The following is a 17,728-nucleotide window of genomic DNA, read 5'->3' as shown; positions in this document are numbered from 1 at the left end:
CCCCCCCCCCCCCCCCCCCCCCCCCCCCCCCCCCCCCCCCCCCGGCCCCGTACCCACGACGCACCGGCCCCCGCACCCCGTGGCCCCGTCACCCAGGACCGACCCACGCCGACCCGCCCCCGCACCAGCCTCCCGTGCCCCGCCGACACCGCCGACACCGCCGCCCCCCACGCGGCCCGGACAACCCTGCCGACCCCGGCCCGATCCGCGGCCGACCGACCGCGCGCACCCCCAACCCGTACCCCCTAAACCCGCACCGCCCCCAACGCAGCCACCGCCCGCCGCGCCACCTCCCGCCCGATCGGCAACGACGCCGTCGCCGCCGGTGAGGGCGCGTTCAGCACATGCACCATGCCGGGGGACTCGGCGAAGAGGAAGTCGTCCACCAGCGTCCCGTCCGGCAGTACCGCCTGTGCCCGGACCCCGGCCGGAGCCGGTATCAGGTCCTCCGCGGACACCTCGGGCAGCAGCCGCCGGACCGCGTCCGTGAACGCCCGCTTGGACAGCGAACGGTGCAGCTCACCCGTGCCGTACCGCCAGTGGCGCCGGGCGATCCGCCACGACCCGGGGTACGCCAGCGTCCCGGCGAGCTCCGCGGGCCGTACGGTCCGCCAGTCGTAGCCCTCACGGGCGAGCGCGGGCACCGCGTTGGGCCCCAGGTGGACCGACCCGTCGACGCCCCGGGTCAGGTGGACGCCCAGGAAGGGGAAGGCCGGGTCGGGGACCGGGTAGACCAGGCCCCGCACCAGGTCCTGGCGGTCCCGGACCAGCTCGTAGTACTCGCCACGGAACGGCACGATCCGCATCCCCGGGTCGTCCCCCGCCAGCCGCGCCACCCGGTCGCAGTGCAGCCCGGCACAGTTGACCAGGGCCCGCGCCCGCACGACCTCGCCGTCCGCGGTGCGGACCGCGACCTCCGGAGCCCGCCGCTCCGCCCGCCCCCCGGTCCGCCGGCCGATGACCCGCACCTCCGCGCCGTACCGGATCCGCGCACCCGCGTCCCGCGCGAGCAGGGCCAGCCGCTCCGAGACCGCCCCGAAGTCACAGATGCCGGTGGTGCCCACATGGATGGCGGCCAGACCGCGGACGTGCGGCTCGTACTCGGCGATCTGCGAGGGGCCCAGCTCGTGCACCGGAATGCCGTTCTCCCGGCCGCGCTGGACCAGTGCGTGCAGCCGGGGCAGCTCGGAGCGCTCGGTCGCGACGATCAGCTTGCCCGTCACCTCGTGCGGGATGCGGTGCTCGGCGCAGAACTTCACCATCTCCGCGGCACCCTCCGCCGCGAACCGTGCCTTGAGGGAGCCCGGGCGGTAGTAGATGCCGCTGTGGATCACACCGCTGTTGCGACCGGTCTGATGCCGGGAGGGGCCGGACTCCTTCTCCAGGACGGTGACCCGCGTGCCGGGAGCGGCGCGCGTGATCGCATACGCGGTGGACAGACCGACGATCCCCGCACCGATCACCAGCACATCGGTCTCCTGCGCCACCGCCCCACCTCCCGCTCCGCCCCGGCGCGACCCCCGACGGCCGCGCCGACGCCGCCTCCACGACACCGAGCCGCACTCACAGCGACCCCGATCTCACGGTGCCGCACTCACGATGATGCCTTGGCCCACTGACAACGGCCCGAAACCCCCCACCGGCACCAGCGGAGCCCTGCGACACAACGGGGGAAGCCCACCCGGGCACGGCCGCCCGGAGAACAGACAGGAACCACAGAAGCGAGCCACCGGACCCACCACCGGTACGAGCGACTCGCCCGTGTGACACCACGGCCCCGGAGCACCACGGCCCCGGAGCCCCAAAGCCCCACCGCCCCGAAGCGCCGCAGCTCCGCCACCCAGGCGGCGGCCCCGGCCGCCGCCAGGGCCGCCGGCGCCGGGCCCCTACGCCCCGCCCCCTACGCCTGGGCCAGCAGCAGCGGCCTCGCCCGCTCCCGCAGTTCCACGACGCGCGGCTCGTCCCCGTACGGCTCCAGCCGGTGCAGCAGATCCCGCACGTACTCCGTGGTCCGGGCCGACGAGATGCGTCCCGCGACCTCCACCGCACGGGTGCCCTGGGCGCAGGCCGCGTCGAGGTTCCCGGACTCCAGTTCGGCCACGGCGGAGACGACGAGCCGCAGCCCGTGCGAGCGGACGAACTCCTCCGTGGGCCGGGACAGGGCCTGCTCCGTGAACCGCCGCACCTGACGCGGCGCCTTGAGATCGCGGTAGCACTCGGCGGCGTCGGCGGCGAACCGGTCCTCCGAGTAGAACCCGAGCCAGGACGGGTCGCAGTCGCCCTGCCGGGACCGCTCCAGCCAGGCCTCGGCCGCCCGCAGTGCCGCGCCCGCCGCCGCGGAGTCCCCGGCCTTGGCGTGGGCGCGGGCCTCCACGAGCCGGAAGAAGCTCATGGTGCGCGCGGTCGCCAGCCCGCGGTTGCGTTCCACGGCGGCCTGGGCGAGGTCCACGCCCTCGTCGGCGAAGCCGCGGTACGTGGCCTGCAGGCTCATCGAGGCGAGGACATAGCCGCCGAGGGGCACGTCGGCGGCGGCCCGGGCGAGCCGCAACGCCTGGATGTAGTAGCGCTGCGCGGCCTCCTGCTGCCCGGTGTCGAAGGCCATCCACCCGGCGAGCCGGGTGAGTTCCGCGGTCGCGCCGAAGAGCGAGCGGCCGACCTCGTCGCTGTAGGAGCCGAGCAGCAGGGGCGCGGCGTCGACGCGTAAGCACTCGGGCACCATCGACGAACGCCAGTCCCCGCCGCCGTACTTGGAGTCCCAGCGCCGGGCGTCCTCGGCCGCCTCGCGCAGCTTCGTCACATCGCTGTGGCCGACCCGCAGGGCCGCTCCGTCCGCGCCGCTCGCCTCGGCCTCCTTGGCGTCGCGGGCCGCCGCGCTGTCGGCCGGGGTTATGAGCCAGCGGGAGGCCGGCGTGGCGTAGGCGCTCACCGAGAACGACCCGGCCAGGCTCTGCCAGATGCCGCCCCCGGTCCGACGCCCGGCGAGGTCGAGCCGGTAGAGCTCCGTCGCGGACCGGACGGCGGCGCCCACATCGCGCGGGAAGGCCAGGCCGACCTCCGGCGCCGGGTCGGCGTCCGCGAGCCCGATCTCGTGCAGCGGCACGGGCCGGCCGAGCTTGCTGCCGATGGCGGCGGCGATGAGATGGGGCGCGGCGCCCTGCGGCACCATGCCCTTCGACACCCATCGGGCGACCGATGTCTTGTCGTACCGCAGGGTCAACCCCCGTTGTGCGCCAAGATCGTTGACCCGTCTCGCCAGCCCCGCGTTGCTGATCCCGGCGAGGGCGAGAACGGTGCCGAGCTTCTCGTTCGGCCCGCGTTGCTCCCTGGACATGCGCCACCCCTCGACACCCCGACGGCCGCCCCGGCATAAGCGCGGGGCATTCGTAAACCCAGCGTAGTTCGCCGCATCCCTACCGTTAAGGGGCGGCGTTCCGGATGGCGAGATTGTTGTCCGTACAGGAGTGCGCTCTGGGGAAGTTGTGCCCCCGGCATGTGTGGCCGTGCGCCCGGCCGTGCGCTCTGGCCCGGTATGCGCCGCAGCGCTTCGATGAGGGCGTGGGTCGGCCCACTGCGCTGGGTCCAGTGGGCTGGGGGACACCGCCACCTCATTCCCCGCGGGTGGTGGAACGGTCCGGGGGGCGGTCGCCGCCTCCCGGACTGCGCCGATTCCCCGCTGCGCGCGCCGGTGCCCCCTCGCACGGGCGTGCCCCGTCAGTTTGGCCGAATGGCGCCTTCGCGGCCGGGTGTTGCCCCGGCGTGCACCGGTACCGGTGCGGGCGCACATCCTCCGTCGACGCGTGCTCCGGAGCCGCTCCCCGGGGCGTTCACCGTGGCAGCATGGTCCCGGCGGGGCGGGCATCGCACCGCGCCGCACGGTCCGTCGGCGTTCATTCGCGCTCGTTTGCAGTCCTGTTGGGCACCTTCCGCGCCGCACATCGTGATCAGGGCGTTGTCGTGTTCGATGCCGGAACCGTCGGCTTACTGTGCATGATGACTGCGACTTCTTGGTTGTCCACAGCCTGTGGAGGCGGCGATGCGCTGGTTGGTGGGATGGAGCTGTGCCGCCGCGGTACCGGTCACCGAGGAGCGGCGCACGCTGCAGCCCGTCGGCGCCCAACTGCTCTGGGGGGACCCCGACCCGCTGTGGGCGGTCGGTGACTGGCGCCCCGACGAGGTGCGCATCGTCCGCGCCGACCCCCCGCCCCTCGCCTACGGCAAGGACGGCCCCGTCAGCCGCCTCGCCGTGCTGGGCTGCTGCGGCGCCAGCGACGAGGAGCTGCGCCTGGGCCTGGTCGCCGCCCGGGGCGGTGCCCTCCGTCATCTCACCGCCTGGCCCGGCAGCTACACCGCCGTCGCCCAGGTCGGCCGCCGGATCACCGTCGCGGGCGACCTGGCCGGAGCCCGGCCCGTCTTCCACACGCCGTGGGCCGACGGCACCGCGTACGCCACCGCCGCGCTGCCCCTCGCCGACCTGGTCGAGGCCCAGCTCGACATCGGTCACCTCGCCGCCCTGCTCGCCTGCCCCGACGCCCCGGAGGCGCTCGGCGACGGCACGCCCTACGCGGGGGTGCGGCGGGTGCCGCCCGGCCACGCCCTGATCCTGCGCGACGGGGCCCGGGAGATCGCCGGGTACGAGCCGGCCGCCTCCCTCGCCGTCGCCGCGCCCCGCCTCGAACCCGCGCAGGCCGTGGACGCCGTACGGGACGCGCTGGTGGACGCCGTCCGTGCCCGGCTCGCCGCACCCCGGCACGCACCGGAGACCGTTGCTCCGGATCCCGGGCCGGTGCCCGGCATGGGCCCCGCCGAGCGGAGAGCGGCCCGCGGCGCCCCGGCACCGGGCATCGGCGCCGACCTGTCCGGCGGCAGCGCCTCCGCGACGCTCGCCCTGCTCGCCGCGGGCCTGCCGGGCGTGCCCGGGACCCCGCTGGGACACGGCACCGAGGCGGGCGAACGGCTCCTCGCCGTCACCTTCAACGACCTCACCGCGGAGCGCGGCGGCGGTGCCGCGGGCGTGCCGCGGCCGCGCGAGGCCGAGCTCGAACGGGCGCGCAGCATCGCCGCCAACCCCCGTCTGCACCACGTCGTCGTCGCCGCGGGCGAGGAGGCCCTCCCGTACACCGAGCTGGACAGCGGGCCGTTGACCGACGAGCCGGGCCCGTCACTGGTCGTCGCGGAACGCCACCGCCGGAGGCTGCTCGCCGGCAGCGCCGACCATCTCACCGGCCACGGGGCACGCCAGGTCCTCGACGCCCACCCCGCCCGCCTGGCCGACCTGCTCATGGACCGGCAGCGTCGTCGGCTGCTGAAGCCGGTGGCCGCGCTCGCCAAGGCCGACGGACCGTCGGCGCACTCGCTGTTCGTCCCCTTCACCGTCTACCGGGCCGCGCGCAGACTGGCCCGGACGCCGTACCAGGAGGGCGTGCGCGAGGTCGCCGAGCGGCTGCTGCACCGGCGCTTCGAGGACGGCCCGGACGCGGTCGCGCCCGTGGGACCGCCCGGCCCCCTCGCCGCGGGCGGCGCGGTCGACGCCTCCGTGGCGGCCCTGGCCTGGTGCCGCCCGGGCCCGGCCGCGCGCTGGCTGACCGGCGAGGCGCTCGCCGAGGTGTCGGTACGCCTCCAGGAGGCCGCCGTCCGGCCGGGCCCCCTGGAACGCCCCGGTGAGCGACGGGCCCGGGCGGCGCTCGCCCGGTACGCCACGGACCACCGGGTCTTCGAACAGGCGGCGGAGGTACGCAGCCAGCGGCTGCACACGCCCTTTCTCGACAACCAGGTCGTACGGGCCTGCCGTGCGCTCCCCGAAGCGCTGCGCGTGCAACCGGGGGCGCGTGCCTCGGTGTTGCGCGCGGTACTGGCGGGGGCCGGAATCCGCGACCTCCCGGCCGGCTGGGGCGCACCCTCCCAGGCCTCCCACGCGGCGGCGGCCCGCACGGGGCTGCGGACCGCGATGAACGACCTCCTCGCCCTCTTCGACGCTCCCCTGCTGGCGGACGCCGGGCTGGTCGAAGCCCGGGTCGTCCGCCGGGCGTTGCGGGCCGCGGCCGGAGGCGAACCGCTGCCGCTGGACGGCCTGGCGGAGCTGGTCTCGACGGAGCTGTGGCTCCGCCGGCTGCTGCAACGACGGGGCACCTGCTGGACGGGGGCGGACGCACCACGGCAACGGGCGGTCGCGGGAGGTGTGGTGCCGCGCCGGGCGCTGTGAGGGAGCGAGGCGGCTTCGCCACTGCCCTCGCCTTGCCCCCGCCTGCGGGGACGCTAACGGCAGGTGAGGCGCGCCTGGGCCCAGTCGGCGGGCGCGGGCGCACCCAGCAGTGAAGCCGGTTCGACGACGAGGTGGACCGTTCTCATTACTGAGAGGTTCACGTGCACCGGGACGGCCGCATCGCCGCTCCGCAGCACACCCGACCGCCACAGGAGCGCGCCGTCACCCCGGACGGCGAACCGCACCGTGCCGTTCCCCAGCCCCCTGTCGTCCACTCCGACGAACGCGTCGAAGGCCACGCAGCGCCGCTGAAGATCGACGGTCACGGACGACTTCGCCTGGACCGTCGCGCCGTGCGAGTAGCGCGTACCGCCGATCGCCACGCCTCTGCGCCGCCACAGCCAACTGCTCGCACCGAGACGCACCCTGGGGGCCGTCACCCGTCCGCGCACCTCGACGGTCAGTTGATCGAGGAGGTAGGAGCGGCCGGGCGGGGCGGCCGAACCGGTCGGGGAGCCGGCGGCCCCCTGCCCGGGAGGCGCGTGCTGAGATCCGGGAGCGCCGGCCGTCCCGGAGGCCAGGGGCGGGCTCTCCGGATCGGCGGACCCTCCCGTCCCGCCGGGAGCCGCCGACGGCGCGGCCCCGGTGGACGAGCCCTCCGACGGCGACGCCCCCGACCGGTCCGTTCCCGACTGATCCGATGACGCTGCTGCTCCCGAACGTGCCCCTCGCGATGGCGGCGCTTCCGGGGACGACGCCGTCGGGGGAGCGGATCCGGGTGTGGGACCAGGGCTGTGCAACGTCCCCGGCGGGCCACTGGGGTCGGCGCCCGGCCGGCCGGGAGCCTGGGGACCGGCCGACCGCATCACCCGCGGCGATGCGTTCCGCTGCCCGTCCTGCCCGCCGGCCAGGACGTACACCGTGGCCATGGCGGTCATGACCGCTCCCGCCGCGATGCCCACCTTCACCGGGAGGGAAAGCCCCCCGAAGACGGAAGCACCACCACCGGATCCCGCCGATCCAGTGCCGGCTCCGGCCCCAGCCTCAGCCCCGACCCCAGCCTCGGCTCCGGCCTCCGTGCCCGCTCCGGCCCCGGCTCCGGCTCCGACCTCAGCCCCAGCTCCGGCTGCGGCGTTGGCCCCGGTGCCGGTTGTTGTCCCGGTTCCGCCGGCGCCGACACTGCCCGCACCCGTGCCGCCCGCACCCGTGCCGCCCGCGCCGGCTCCGTCTGCTCCGGCTCCACCGCTGGCGCCGGCTCCACCCGCACCCGTTCCACCGCTGGTACCTGCGGCTCCCGTTCCGGCCGTGCCACTTCCGTTTGCCGCACCCGTGCTGGAGGCAGCACTCGCCGAACTGGCTCCGCCACCGATGCCAGGGGCCGTACTCGCTGCGGAACCCGTGCCGGCGCTCCCCGCTCCGCCGCCCGAACCCGTGGCTCCCGCGGCGGAGCCGGCACCAGCCGCGCCGGTTCCACCGCCTGTTCCGCCGCTCGCTGCGCCACCAGCGCTGCCCGAAGCGGCCGTTCCACCGCCAACTGCGCCACCGCCAACTGCGCCACCGCCGACTGTGCTACTCCCGACGCCGGAACCCGCTGTCCCAACACCGGCTGTCCCCTCGGCGCCGACCGCGCCTCCAGCTCCGACGGCGCTGGCGGTCCCGGCCGTTGTCCCGGCAGCCGTGCCCGAGGCGGCCGTTCCGGCCCCGGCCGACGCCGCTCCGGATCCGGTACCTGCGCCTGCGCTTGCGGTGCCTGCTCCGGATCCGGTACTCGCACCCGCACTCGCAGCGCCCGCACCTGCCCCCGCGGTGCCCGCCCCGGCTGCGGCCCCGGCCGCGGCGCCTGCCCCGGCCGTGAGCCCCGCCGCCTTGAGCGCGTAGCCGGCCGCGAACCAGCCGATGACCGCCACGGGCAGGACTGCCCGCAGCCGCTCATTGACGTCGTTGACCTCCAGCGCGGCCATACGGCAGTTCGCGCAGGTGTCCAGATGCTTCCGCAGCCCCCGCTCGGCCCGGGAGCGCAGACTCCCGCGGACGTACGCACCCAGCTGGTCGGCATACCGGGAACAACTGCCGCCCGAGGTCAGCGACGTGTTCACATGGGCTTGCAGATAGGCCTGCTTGAGTCCTTCGCGAGCGCGGTGCGCCAGCACCGCGGTGGCGTTCGCGGTCAGTCCCAGCAGCGGTGCCACGTCCCTCGGGGACTCGTCCTCGACGGCCGTGTGCCACAGCACGGTCTGCCAGCGCTCCGGCAGGCTGCGGAACGCCTGAACGGCGAGCGAACGCTCGGCCTGATGCATGGCCTGCACATCCGCGCCCGGGTTCTCGGTACCGGACGACGCGGCCCAGAACGGCCCTGCTCCGTAGGGCGCGGTCTCCTCGGACGCCGGGGAACGTGTCGCCGACGCCGCGAACACCGCGAAGTCCTCGACGAGTTGCTCCCGCTTCGCCGTGCGCGTCCATGTCGCGGCCACCCGACGGACCGTGGTCAGCAGGTAGGCACGCACTGCGGCGTCCGGGCCCGACCCGCGACGCACCGCCTGCAAGGTGCGGGTGAACACCTCGCCGGTCAGATCCTCCGCCGTGTGCAGATCACGGCAGCAGTGCGCGGCGTAGCGCCGCACTGCTCCCGCATGCCGGCGGTACAGCTCTTCGTACGCGCCGGTGTCCCCACCTCGTACGCGGGTGATCAACTCGGCGTCGGAAGCGACCGATTCACCCGGACCGGCAGGGCTCCCGCCACGCCCGTCCGCAGTGACGCCGGTCCTCGCTTCCCGACCGAGCCCGGTCTTGCTACCGGTCCCCGCGCTGCCGCCGGGTTCTGTGCCGCCATCGCCACCCCCGGCCTCGACGGTCTTCGCGACTCCGTCGGCCTCAGCGACGCTGTCGGCCCCCGCGCCCCCGCCGCATCCGGCTCCCTCAGCGACCCAGGAGGGCCTGGCCCCTCCCGCCGTGCCCCCGACAGCCGCAGGTTCTCTCTCCGCGCCTCCGACCGCCGCAGGTTCTCTCTCGCCCCGGTCAGGCCCCGGCCCTCCCGCTGCGCCGACAGCAGGTCCCGACGTCGATCCGGACCTCGGCGTCGATCCCGACCCCGACGCCGAGGCCGACCCTGACACGGACGCCGACCTCGCTCCCGATCCCGACGTCGGCCCCGGTCCCGACGCGGACGTCGACCCCGGTCCCGCCCCTGCCCCCGCGCCGAGCCCCGTGCCGACCGTGGTGCTCCGGCTCGGCCTGGGGCGCCTACCGCTTGCTCTGCCCGTGCCGGTGGCCGCGCCCGCGCCCGTGCGGGGCCCTGTCCCAGTACCTTCCCCGACGCCCGCTTCGCGTAGATTCGGAGTGCTGTCGCCGGCGCTGCGAATTGGCTTGTTTTCGCCGCCGACGCTTGTGCCACTCCCGGCCCGGCCGCCGCTCCGTGATCCCTCGGCGGGCATGCCGTTCACCGGAGCCGGAGCCGGAGCCGGAGCCGGAGCCGGAGCACCGTCACCGGAGCCCGCCGGACCACGAGCCCCACCAGCGCCTTCAGCCCCACCAGTGCTTTCAGCGTCATCAGAACCAACAGGGCCGCCGGCGCCAACTGGGCTGCCGGCGCCGCCGGCGCCGCCCCCGTCACCCCGAGCACCCTGCGGCCCCGCACCGACTCCCCGCACCCGCGCCGCAGGCCCGTTGTCCCCCGGCCCGATGGTCCGGGCGACCGCACCTTCGTCCGCTCTCCCAACAGGGGTGGCGGAGTCCGTGTCGGAGAAGCCGCTGCGCTGCTGCGGGACGCTCGGATGCGGTTGCGTGCCGGAGCTCGGGACGTCGGTGGAGGGCGCGTCCGGGCAATTGCTCTGCTCCGGAACCTGCGGGGGCCGCAACAACTCCGGCTGCCGCGCGGTCTGTCCGGTGTCCGGCTCGCCGTGACCGTGCGTTTCGTCCCGACCGTCAGCACCCATCCCGGAAGCCCCTGTACACGCCGACATGCCCCAACATTCCGCGTCAGCGTCCCACAACCGAGCCCCGCTGCACCGGGCTTGCGCCCTCAACCACCCATCCGGGGTGCCTGCACGCGCATGACGCGGCAGTCACCCCTTCGGGTGGTGTCGGTCGGGCCCTGTCGGTCGGGCCCTTCGCAGACTCCTCTGTTGAGGCGCACCAAGGCGTCATGGAGCGGCAGCCCGGAGCCTCACCGACCCGGGCCATCTCCGAGTCGGTGGCTGTCAGGGGCCGGCGGGCCGGCCCGGCCGACCCCTGACGCCGTCGTCCGCTCGTCTCACACCGTCGGGCGGGACCGCAGGCCCTCCAGCAGAATGTCCAGCAGCCGGGCCGAAGCCGCCTGCTGCTGGGCCGCGTCCGGCAGGGACGGGGCCGCGGTGGCGATCACCAGCAGTACGTCGGCGACCGTCACGTCCGTGCGCAGCTCACCCGCCGCGCGGGCCCGCTCCACGAGCCGCCCCACGACCTCGAGCAGTGCCGTGGCCCCGGCGTCCTTGTCCGGCTCACCGGCCGCCGCCCTGGCGGGCTGCTCCACCAGACGCAGCCCCTGCTCCGCCTGACGCTGCTGCGGAACGCGCGCTCCGGCCGCCTCGGCAGCCCGCACCTCTGTGCTCTTGGCGTCGGCCGGCTCCGCCTCGTCCGTCTGCACCCGCAGCACCTGCGGCGGCAGCAGCCTGCCGGCGCCCGATGCCACCGAGGTCCGCAGGAACCGGGAGAGGGCCGACCACGGCTCGTCCTCCTGCCCCAGAGCGGTCCGCGCCTGCTCGGTCAGCCTGGCCGTCTCCTCTTCGGCTATTCGCCGGACCAGCACGTCCTTGCTCGGGAACCGCCGGTACACGGTCCCCACGCCGACGCGTGCACGGCGCGCCACGTCTTCCATCGGAGCCCCGTAGCCCAGCTCGCCGAAGACCTCGCGGGCGGCGCGCAGGACGTGCTCCAGATTGCGCTGTGCGTCCACGCGCAGTGGCGCGGAACGTGCGCCCGGGCCGCTGCCCGTGGCGGTGGTGGCATCCGTCGTGGCCGTAGGTCCTCCGCCGTCGGAAGTGACAGCGGCCGGCCAATGAGTAGTGCCCTGAATGTGCATAACCGTTCCCCCGGTAATGATGTCTCCCCCCGGAGACTCCCCGCCCTGACTGCCGGGGGCGGTCTGGCACCCCGACGAAGTACGAACATAGTTGAGCCCAGGTCAAGAATGAAGAGGGCAGTTCCGGGCAGCTCTCCCCCCGTTCGGCCCACGGGCCCGATCCGTCCTGATTCGCCACGCCTGTGCCACCCCTCGCACCCCACCTGACCTGCATCGCTGGTCCGCCACGGCCGGAATCTCCCGCTCCGCTCCCACCGCTCCCTCCGGTCACACATTTCGACGGGCCTGTGGACAAAGACCGGCCGGAGGTGCCTCATGGGAGAGTGCTGTGTCTGCACGGGGTACACGGCAGGGGTCAGCGCTCCGCGGGGCCCCGCGCCCCAGCGCAACACCAGGGGCTTGAGCAACGTCGCGAGGAGACCCTCTGTGAAGGAACCGGCGCGCATTCTCGTTGTCGGCGGTGGCTACGTCGGGATGTACACCGCGCTGCACCTCCAGCGGAAGCTCAAACGCGACGAGGCCCGGATCGTCGTCCTCGACCCCGAGCCGTATATGACCTACCAGCCCTTCCTCCCGGAAGCCGCGGCCGGTTCCATCTCCCCCCGCCATGTGGTCGTCCCCCTCCGCCGGGTCCTCGGCGACTGCCAGGTCGTGATCGGCGAGGCACGGTCCATCGACCACGCCAAGCGCACCGCGACCATCACCACCCTCGCCACCGACGAGGAGGGCACCGGCGCCGTGGAGCTCGAGTACGACGAGCTCGTCCTCGCGCCCGGGTCGGTCTCCCGGACCCTCCCGATCCCCGGCCTCGCCGAGTACGGGATCGGCTTCAAAACCGTCGAAGAGGCCATCGGCCTGCGCAATCACGTCCTCGAACAGCTCGACATCGCCTCCTCCACCCGCGACCCCGAAGTGCGCGACGCGGCGCTCACCTTCGTCTGCGTCGGCGGTGGCTACGCCGGTGTGGAGGCGCTGGCGGAGCTGGAGGACATGGCCCGCTACGCCGCGCGTTACTACCACAACGTCTCCCCCGAGGACATGAAGTGGATCCTCGTCGAGGCGACCGACCGGATCCTTCCCGAAGTCGGCGCGGAGATGGGCCGGTACGCCGTCCGGGAGCTGCGCCGCCGGGGCATCGACGTCCGGATGGAGACCCGCCTCGAGAGCTGCGAGGACCGGGTGGCCGTGCTGAGCGACGGCTCCCGCTTCCCGACCCGCACCCTCGTCTGGACCGCCGGCGTCAAACCGCACCCCGTCCTCGCCACCACCGGCCTCCCGCTGAACGGCCGCGGCCGCCTCAAGTGCACCGCCGCGCTGCGGGTCGACGGGGTCGAGCACGTCTGGGCGGCGGGGGACGCCGCCGCGGTCCCGGACGTCACGTCCGACGAGCCCGACGCGCTGTGTGCGCCCAACGCCCAGCACGCCCTCCGCCAGGCGAAGGTTCTGGCCGAGAACCTCCTTGCGTCCCTGCGCGGCGAGCCCGTCAGGGAGTACGAGCACAAGTACGTCGGGTCCGTGGCCTCCCTCGGCCTCCACAAGGGCGTCGCCCATGTGTACGGCCGGAAGCTGAAGGGCTACCCGGCCTGGTTCATGCACCGCGTGTATCACCTCAGCCGCATCCCGACGTTCAACCGCAAGGCCCGGGTGCTCGCCGAATGGACCCTCTCCGGGCTGTTCAAGAGGGAAATCGTTTCCCTGGGCTCGCTGGAGAACCCCCGGGGAGAATTCGAACTCGCTGCCGGTACCGGCCGTCACAACGAGACGACATGACCGGCTGAGCCCGGAACGGAACTCCTCGGGAGCGGGCCGCGTCTGAGGTATGTCAGTGCCCTCGGCCACACTGGACGTGTGACCATGGGTGGGCTCACATCTACAAAGAGTGCAGTGGTACGTCCGGCCGGCCCGGCTGACCCGAAGCGACATCACGAGGCAAAACTCAGTGAACTTCACGCGCTGGAGCGCCCGGCTCCCCGGAACACAGCGACGCGCCGCCTCGCGGACCGACCGCGGCGCGCGCCCCGCGCAGCCGTCGACGGCCGTGGGCACCGGCGGCGCCGTTCCCGCGGCGCGCGGTGAGCATCAGGGGCTCGCGTCGGACCCGGCGCGCCCCCTTCCGGCCGCCCCCGCGCCCGGGGCGGAACGTCCGACGGTGGACGGGCTGTCCGTGCGCGAGGTCCTCGGGCAGGTCCCCGGCATGGTCGCCGTGGTGTACGGGCCCGACCACCGCATCGCGTACGTCAACGACGCCTACGCCGCGGTCTTCGGCCCGCGCGCGCCCGGCGAGCCCGCCCGGACGGAACTGCCCGAGCTCGCCGAACTCGGCCTGCTCGCGCTGATGGACCAGGTGCTGCGCAGCGGCAAGCCCCGCACCGTCAAGTCCCGCCGCGTTCCGGGCGCCCGGGTGGCTCCCGACGGCGGCGCCGCCCGGGACGGCTACTTCACCTTCACCTGCAGCCCCATCGACCTCCCTGCGGCGCCCCTCGCCGACGAGCCGGCCCCGGCGGTTCCGGGCGGGGCGGCCACCGGCTCTCCGGACGGCGCGACCCCTGATCCCGCAGCTGATCCCGCAGCGCCGCACCACGCAGCCACGCCATCCGCACCCGCGCCGACCGGACCCGCGCCGACCCGACCCGTCTCGACCGGACCCGTCTCGACCGGACCCGTCTCGACCGGACCCGTCTCAACCGCACCCGCGGCCGGCGCGTCCGCCACCACCGAGCCCGCGGAGACGGCGTCCCCCCAGGCCCCCGCCGACGAAGCAGCCGGGCCCACCGACGCAACCGCCCTCGACCCCGCCGCCGTCCCGGAGCCCCACCGCGGCGTCCTGGTCTTCGCCGCCGACGTCACCGACCAGGTGGAGGCGGCCGAGCGGCTGCGCGCCAGCGAACGGCGGCAGCGCGAAGCCGCCGTCACCCTCCAGCGCAGCCTTCTCCCGCAGGAACTGGAGCAGCCCGACGACCTGCGGGTCGCCGTCACCTATCAGCCCGGCGGCACGGATGCCGCGGTCGGCGGCGACTGGTACGACGTCATCACCCTCGGCGGCGGCCGCACCGCCCTGGTCATCGGGGACGTGATGGGCCGGGGCGTACGCGCCGCCGCCGTCATGGGGCAGCTCCGCACGGCGGTGCGCGCCTACGCCCGGCTGGACCTCCCCCCGCACGAGGTGCTCCAGCTCCTCGACGGCCTGGCCTCCGAAATCGACCCCCACCAGATCGCCACCTGCGTCTACGCCGTCCACGACCCCAACGAGGGCCGGCTCGTGCACGCCTCCGCGGGACACCTGCCGATCATCGTCCGCGACGCGGACGGCACGGTCCGCCGCGCCGCCGAACCGACTGGACCGCCCCTGGGCACCGGCGGCTACCTGCACACCTCCGGAACCATGACCCTGGGGCCGGGCGCCACCGCCGTCCTCTACACCGACGGCCTGGTGGAGCGCCGGGACAAGGACATCGACGAGGGCGTCGACGCCCTCGAGCAGGCGCTCGCCGGCGCCACCGGTTCACCCCAGGTCGTCTGCGACCGCCTCATCCGGGCCCTGGGCGTCACCGCGGACCATGACGACGACGTCGCCGTACTCGTCCTCCAGCACCCGACACGCAGCGGTCACGACGCGGAGCTCTTCCACAACGCCGCGCTCGAACTCCTCGGCGGAGTCGAGGCCGCGCCGCGCGCCCGCGCCTTCGCATCCGGGGTCCTGGCGAGCTGGCGCTTCCCGGTGGAGCTGCGGGACCTGGGCGTACTGGCCGCCAGCGAGCTGGTCGCCAACTCCCTCCAGCACGGGATTCCGCCCATGCGGCTGCGCCTGCGGCGCACCGACCGGCGCCTGATCATCGAGGTCACCGACGGCGACGACCATCTGCCGCGGCGCCGCACCGCGGAACCGGTGGACGAAGCCGGCCGCGGCATCTCGATCATCGCGACGATCGCCTCCTCCTGGGGCTGCCGCCGGACTCCGGACGGCGGCAAGTCGGTCTGGTGCGAATTCGCCCTCCCCGCCGCATGACACCCGGACCCCGCCACTGGAACCCCCGCGGGGAACGGACCGTGCCCCGGCCCGGCTGCTCAGCCGTCTCTCCGGACCGATCCGTCACGCACCCCTGACGGACCGCCGCCTCCCGGACGGAACGGGAACGGAGCCCGCGAACCGGAATCCGTCCGGGAGCCACTCCCCGGCCGTGGCTCCTTTCCTCGGAGAACACGGCTCTACTCGGAGAACACGGCCCCATCGAACGGCCCTTGCCTCCACGCCATGGAACAACGGAACCGCCCCCGGCGGGCAGCACATCGCTGCTCCCACCGGGGGCGGTCGAGGCACGCGGACCAGGCGCGGCCCTGCGGGAAGGGACCCCCCGCAGCCGACCGCCCGGGCCCCTGACGTCAGACCGTTGCCGTCACACCCCTGACGTCAGACCCCTGCCGTCATCTGGGCGGCCACCGGCTCAGCGGCTACGGACTCGGCCCGTTGCGCCGGTATCACCACCGGGCCGGCGGCCTCGGCCGGTGCCGCGGTGCGGTGCGGACGGTCCTGAGCCGAGGTCAGCCGCTGCCCGAGCCGCAGGGCGAGCACCGTGATGCCCAGCGAGCACCCCAGCAGCAGCACGATGTACTCGGTGTACATGCCCGCACCGGCGATGAGCCCGCCCACCGCGGGGCCGACCGCCAGGGCCAGCTGCTTCACCAGGGCGAACGCCGAGTTGTACTGCCCCACCAGCGGGCCCGGCGCGAGGTCGGCCACCAGCGGCGCCACCGTCGGGGAGAGCATCGACTCGCCCAGCCCGAAGAGCGCGTAGGTGGAGATCAGCGCGGCGGTCGCGATCACCTGACTGTCGTGCACCAGACCGGACACCCCGGCCGCCACCCACGCCAGCGTCCAGATGAGTCCGACCAGCGCGACGACCCGGCTCCGCCGGTGCCGCTCCACCAGCTTCAGCACACCGAACTGGGCCAGCACGATGACGGCGGTGTTGGCGGCCAGCGCGATCCCCAGTGTCGAGGGCGAGATCCGGGCGGCCTCCACGGCGAAGGCCGCGAGCCCCGACTCGAACTGTCCGTAGCAGGCGAAGAACATCACGAAGCCCAGCACACACAGCTGGACCATGGCCCGGTCGCCGAGCAGGGCCCGCCAGCCGCCGTTCGCCCGGTCGTCCGTCGGCACCGCGTCGTCGACCCGGGGCACCTCCGGCAGCCGTACGGTCGCCGCCGTCACCGCCAGGACCAGGAACATCGCGGCCTCGATCGAGAACAGCGTCACGAAGCTCGACGGCCGTGAGGTGTCGACGATGAGCCCGCCCAGCAGTCCGCCGACGCCGAGCCCCAGGTTGCTGAGGAAGAACTGCCCCGCGAACGCGCGGGACCGGGTGACCGGCGTGGAGCACCAAACGATCATGGTGGCCAGCGCCGGCTGGATCACGGCGATACCGGCGCCCAGCAGCCCCGCCGCACCGATGACGAGCGGCTCGCGCTCGGCCAGCCCGAGCGCCAGGGACCCGACGGCCGCGGCGACCGACCCCGCGATGGCAACCGGCAACGGACCCCGCCGGTCGATGACCCGACCGGTGAACGGCAGCACGACAAGCGCGGCGACGGCGAAGGCCGCGAGCACCACACCAGCAGTGCTCGCGCCGAGATTCCGGACCTGCGCCACATAGACGAAGAGGAACGGAACGGTGAAGCCGTTGCCGAACGCGCTCAGCGCGTTGCCCAGCTGGATCCGGCGCAGAGCTGCGCCCATCGCGGTGGTCACACTCACCTACCTAGGTCGAGAGAGGGGTGGACAGTCGAAGCCTGAAGACTTCAACTGTAAAGTTCGAAGCTAAAGAGTACATAGTGAAGGACTTCAAGTCCAATGAGTTGCATGCCATACTCCCGGGCATGGCTGACACCCCCGCCCCGCCCGCGTCACACCGGGAGCCGAGCCTCGATGAGCAGATCGCGGCCTACCAGCGCGAATTCCGCGACCTCGACCCCCAGGTCGAGCAGGTCGTCTCGGCGCTCCAGCGGCTCAACCGGCGTATGAACGTCGCGTACGGACGCCAGACCGCCACGCTCGGGATCAGCAACGCCGAGTGGGAGGTCCTCAAGGCCCTCGTCCTGGCCGGCGTTCCGTACCGCCTGGGACCGGGGGACCTGGCCAAACGGCTGGGGCTGACCCCCGCCGCGATGACCCACCGGGTCGACCGGATGGCGAGCGAAGGTCTCGTCACCCGCGAACGCGACGAGAACAACCGCGTCCGGGTGATCGTGGAGCTCACCGACGAGGGCCGGGAGAAGTGGCTCGAGGCGATGCGGCTGGCGTCGGTCTTCGAGGAGGACCTGCTCCAGGACCTCTCACCGGAGGAACGGGCGCAGTTGGGGGATGTGCTGACCCGCCTCCTGCGGCGCGTGGAGGACGCCCAGCCCGACGCCGACGGCCGCCTGGCCGACCTCGACGAGGCAGGTTGACGCGCACCGGCGCGGTCCGTATAGTCCTT

9 protein-coding genes and 1 pseudogene are annotated in these 17,728 nt (G+C 74.2%); 4 read left to right on the top strand and 6 right to left on the bottom strand.

The annotated features are described in order from the left end of the window. Positions 1-245 precede the first annotated feature (245 nt). Positions 246-1,487 carry an L-2-hydroxyglutarate oxidase gene (gene lhgO / locus AC3EQ1_RS30550; protein ID WP_432097554.1) on the bottom strand — a complete coding sequence of 414 codons (1,242 nt, stop codon included), beginning with the start codon at positions 1,485-1,487 and terminating at the stop codon, positions 246-248. 413 nt (positions 1,488-1,900) lie between these two features. Then, positions 1,901-3,331, bottom strand: coding sequence for an NsdA family TPR-like regulatory protein (locus AC3EQ1_RS30545; RefSeq protein WP_388854426.1), 1,431 nt, complete (start codon positions 3,329-3,331; stop codon positions 1,901-1,903). 702 nt (positions 3,332-4,033) lie between these two features. Here AC3EQ1_RS30545 and AC3EQ1_RS30540 point away from each other — a divergent pair. After that, positions 4,034-6,199, top strand: coding sequence for an asparagine synthase-related protein (locus AC3EQ1_RS30540; protein ID WP_432097553.1), 2,166 nt, complete (start codon positions 4,034-4,036; stop codon positions 6,197-6,199). Positions 6,200-6,252: 53 nt separating this feature from the next. On the opposite strand, the gene AC3EQ1_RS30535 is transcribed toward AC3EQ1_RS30540, so the two are convergent. The 3 genes and pseudogenes from AC3EQ1_RS30535 to AC3EQ1_RS30525 all read right to left on the bottom strand — a co-directional run bounded on the left by AC3EQ1_RS30535 (position 6,253) and on the right by AC3EQ1_RS30525 (position 11,255). Then, a complete protein-coding gene (locus AC3EQ1_RS30535; protein ID WP_432097555.1) occupies positions 6,253-6,639 on the bottom strand; it encodes an NPCBM/NEW2 domain-containing protein in 387 nt (128 codons plus the stop codon). A 1,239-nt stretch (positions 6,640-7,878) separates the two neighbouring features. Beyond that, a pseudogene (locus AC3EQ1_RS30530) lies at positions 7,879-8,889 on the bottom strand (sigma-70 family RNA polymerase sigma factor); the annotation flags it as partial. A 1,559-nt stretch (positions 8,890-10,448) separates the two neighbouring features. Then, positions 10,449-11,255 carry a TetR/AcrR family transcriptional regulator gene (locus AC3EQ1_RS30525; protein ID WP_432097552.1) on the bottom strand — a complete coding sequence of 269 codons (807 nt, stop codon included), beginning with the start codon at positions 11,253-11,255 and terminating at the stop codon, positions 10,449-10,451. Positions 11,256-11,681: 426 nt separating this feature from the next. On the opposite strand from AC3EQ1_RS30525, the gene AC3EQ1_RS30520 reads away from it, so the two are divergent. Together AC3EQ1_RS30520 and AC3EQ1_RS30515 are read left to right on the top strand one after the other, a co-directional pair. Beyond that, positions 11,682-13,025: an NAD(P)/FAD-dependent oxidoreductase gene (locus AC3EQ1_RS30520; RefSeq protein WP_432097551.1), complete on the top strand. Its 1,344-nt coding sequence runs from the start codon at positions 11,682-11,684 to the stop codon at positions 13,023-13,025. Between the two features lie 169 nt (positions 13,026-13,194). Further along, positions 13,195-15,261: an ATP-binding SpoIIE family protein phosphatase gene (locus AC3EQ1_RS30515; protein ID WP_432097550.1), complete on the top strand. Its 2,067-nt coding sequence runs from the start codon at positions 13,195-13,197 to the stop codon at positions 15,259-15,261. Between the two features lie 402 nt (positions 15,262-15,663). On the opposite strand, the gene AC3EQ1_RS30510 is transcribed toward AC3EQ1_RS30515, so the two are convergent. Then, a complete protein-coding gene (locus tag AC3EQ1_RS30510) occupies positions 15,664-17,001 on the bottom strand; it encodes an MFS transporter (protein WP_432097549.1) in 1,338 nt (445 codons plus the stop codon). Between the two features lie 128 nt (positions 17,002-17,129). On the opposite strand from AC3EQ1_RS30510, the gene AC3EQ1_RS30505 reads away from it, so the two are divergent. Beyond that, a complete protein-coding gene (locus tag AC3EQ1_RS30505; RefSeq protein WP_351515550.1) occupies positions 17,130-17,699 on the top strand; it encodes a MarR family winged helix-turn-helix transcriptional regulator in 570 nt (189 codons plus the stop codon). The last annotated feature ends 29 nt before the right edge of the window (positions 17,700-17,728 follow it).

The organism is Streptomyces sp. bgisy100, assembly GCF_057709105.1.
The sequence above is the reverse complement of the archived record's forward strand: the minus strand, read 5'-3'. Positions and strand labels throughout refer to the sequence as shown.

Coding starts and splice junctions, on each gene's coding strand:
- AC3EQ1_RS30545 (WP_388854426.1), bottom strand. CDS start 3,331: ATGTCCAGGGAGCAACGCGGGCCGAACGAGAAGCTCGGCACCGTTCTC.
- AC3EQ1_RS30540 (WP_432097553.1), top strand. CDS start 4,034: ATGCGCTGGTTGGTGGGATGGAGCTGTGCCGCCGCGGTACCGGTCACC.
- AC3EQ1_RS30525 (WP_432097552.1), bottom strand. CDS start 11,255: ATGCACATTCAGGGCACTACTCATTGGCCGGCCGCTGTCACTTCCGAC.
- AC3EQ1_RS30505 (WP_351515550.1), top strand. CDS start 17,130: ATGGCTGACACCCCCGCCCCGCCCGCGTCACACCGGGAGCCGAGCCTC.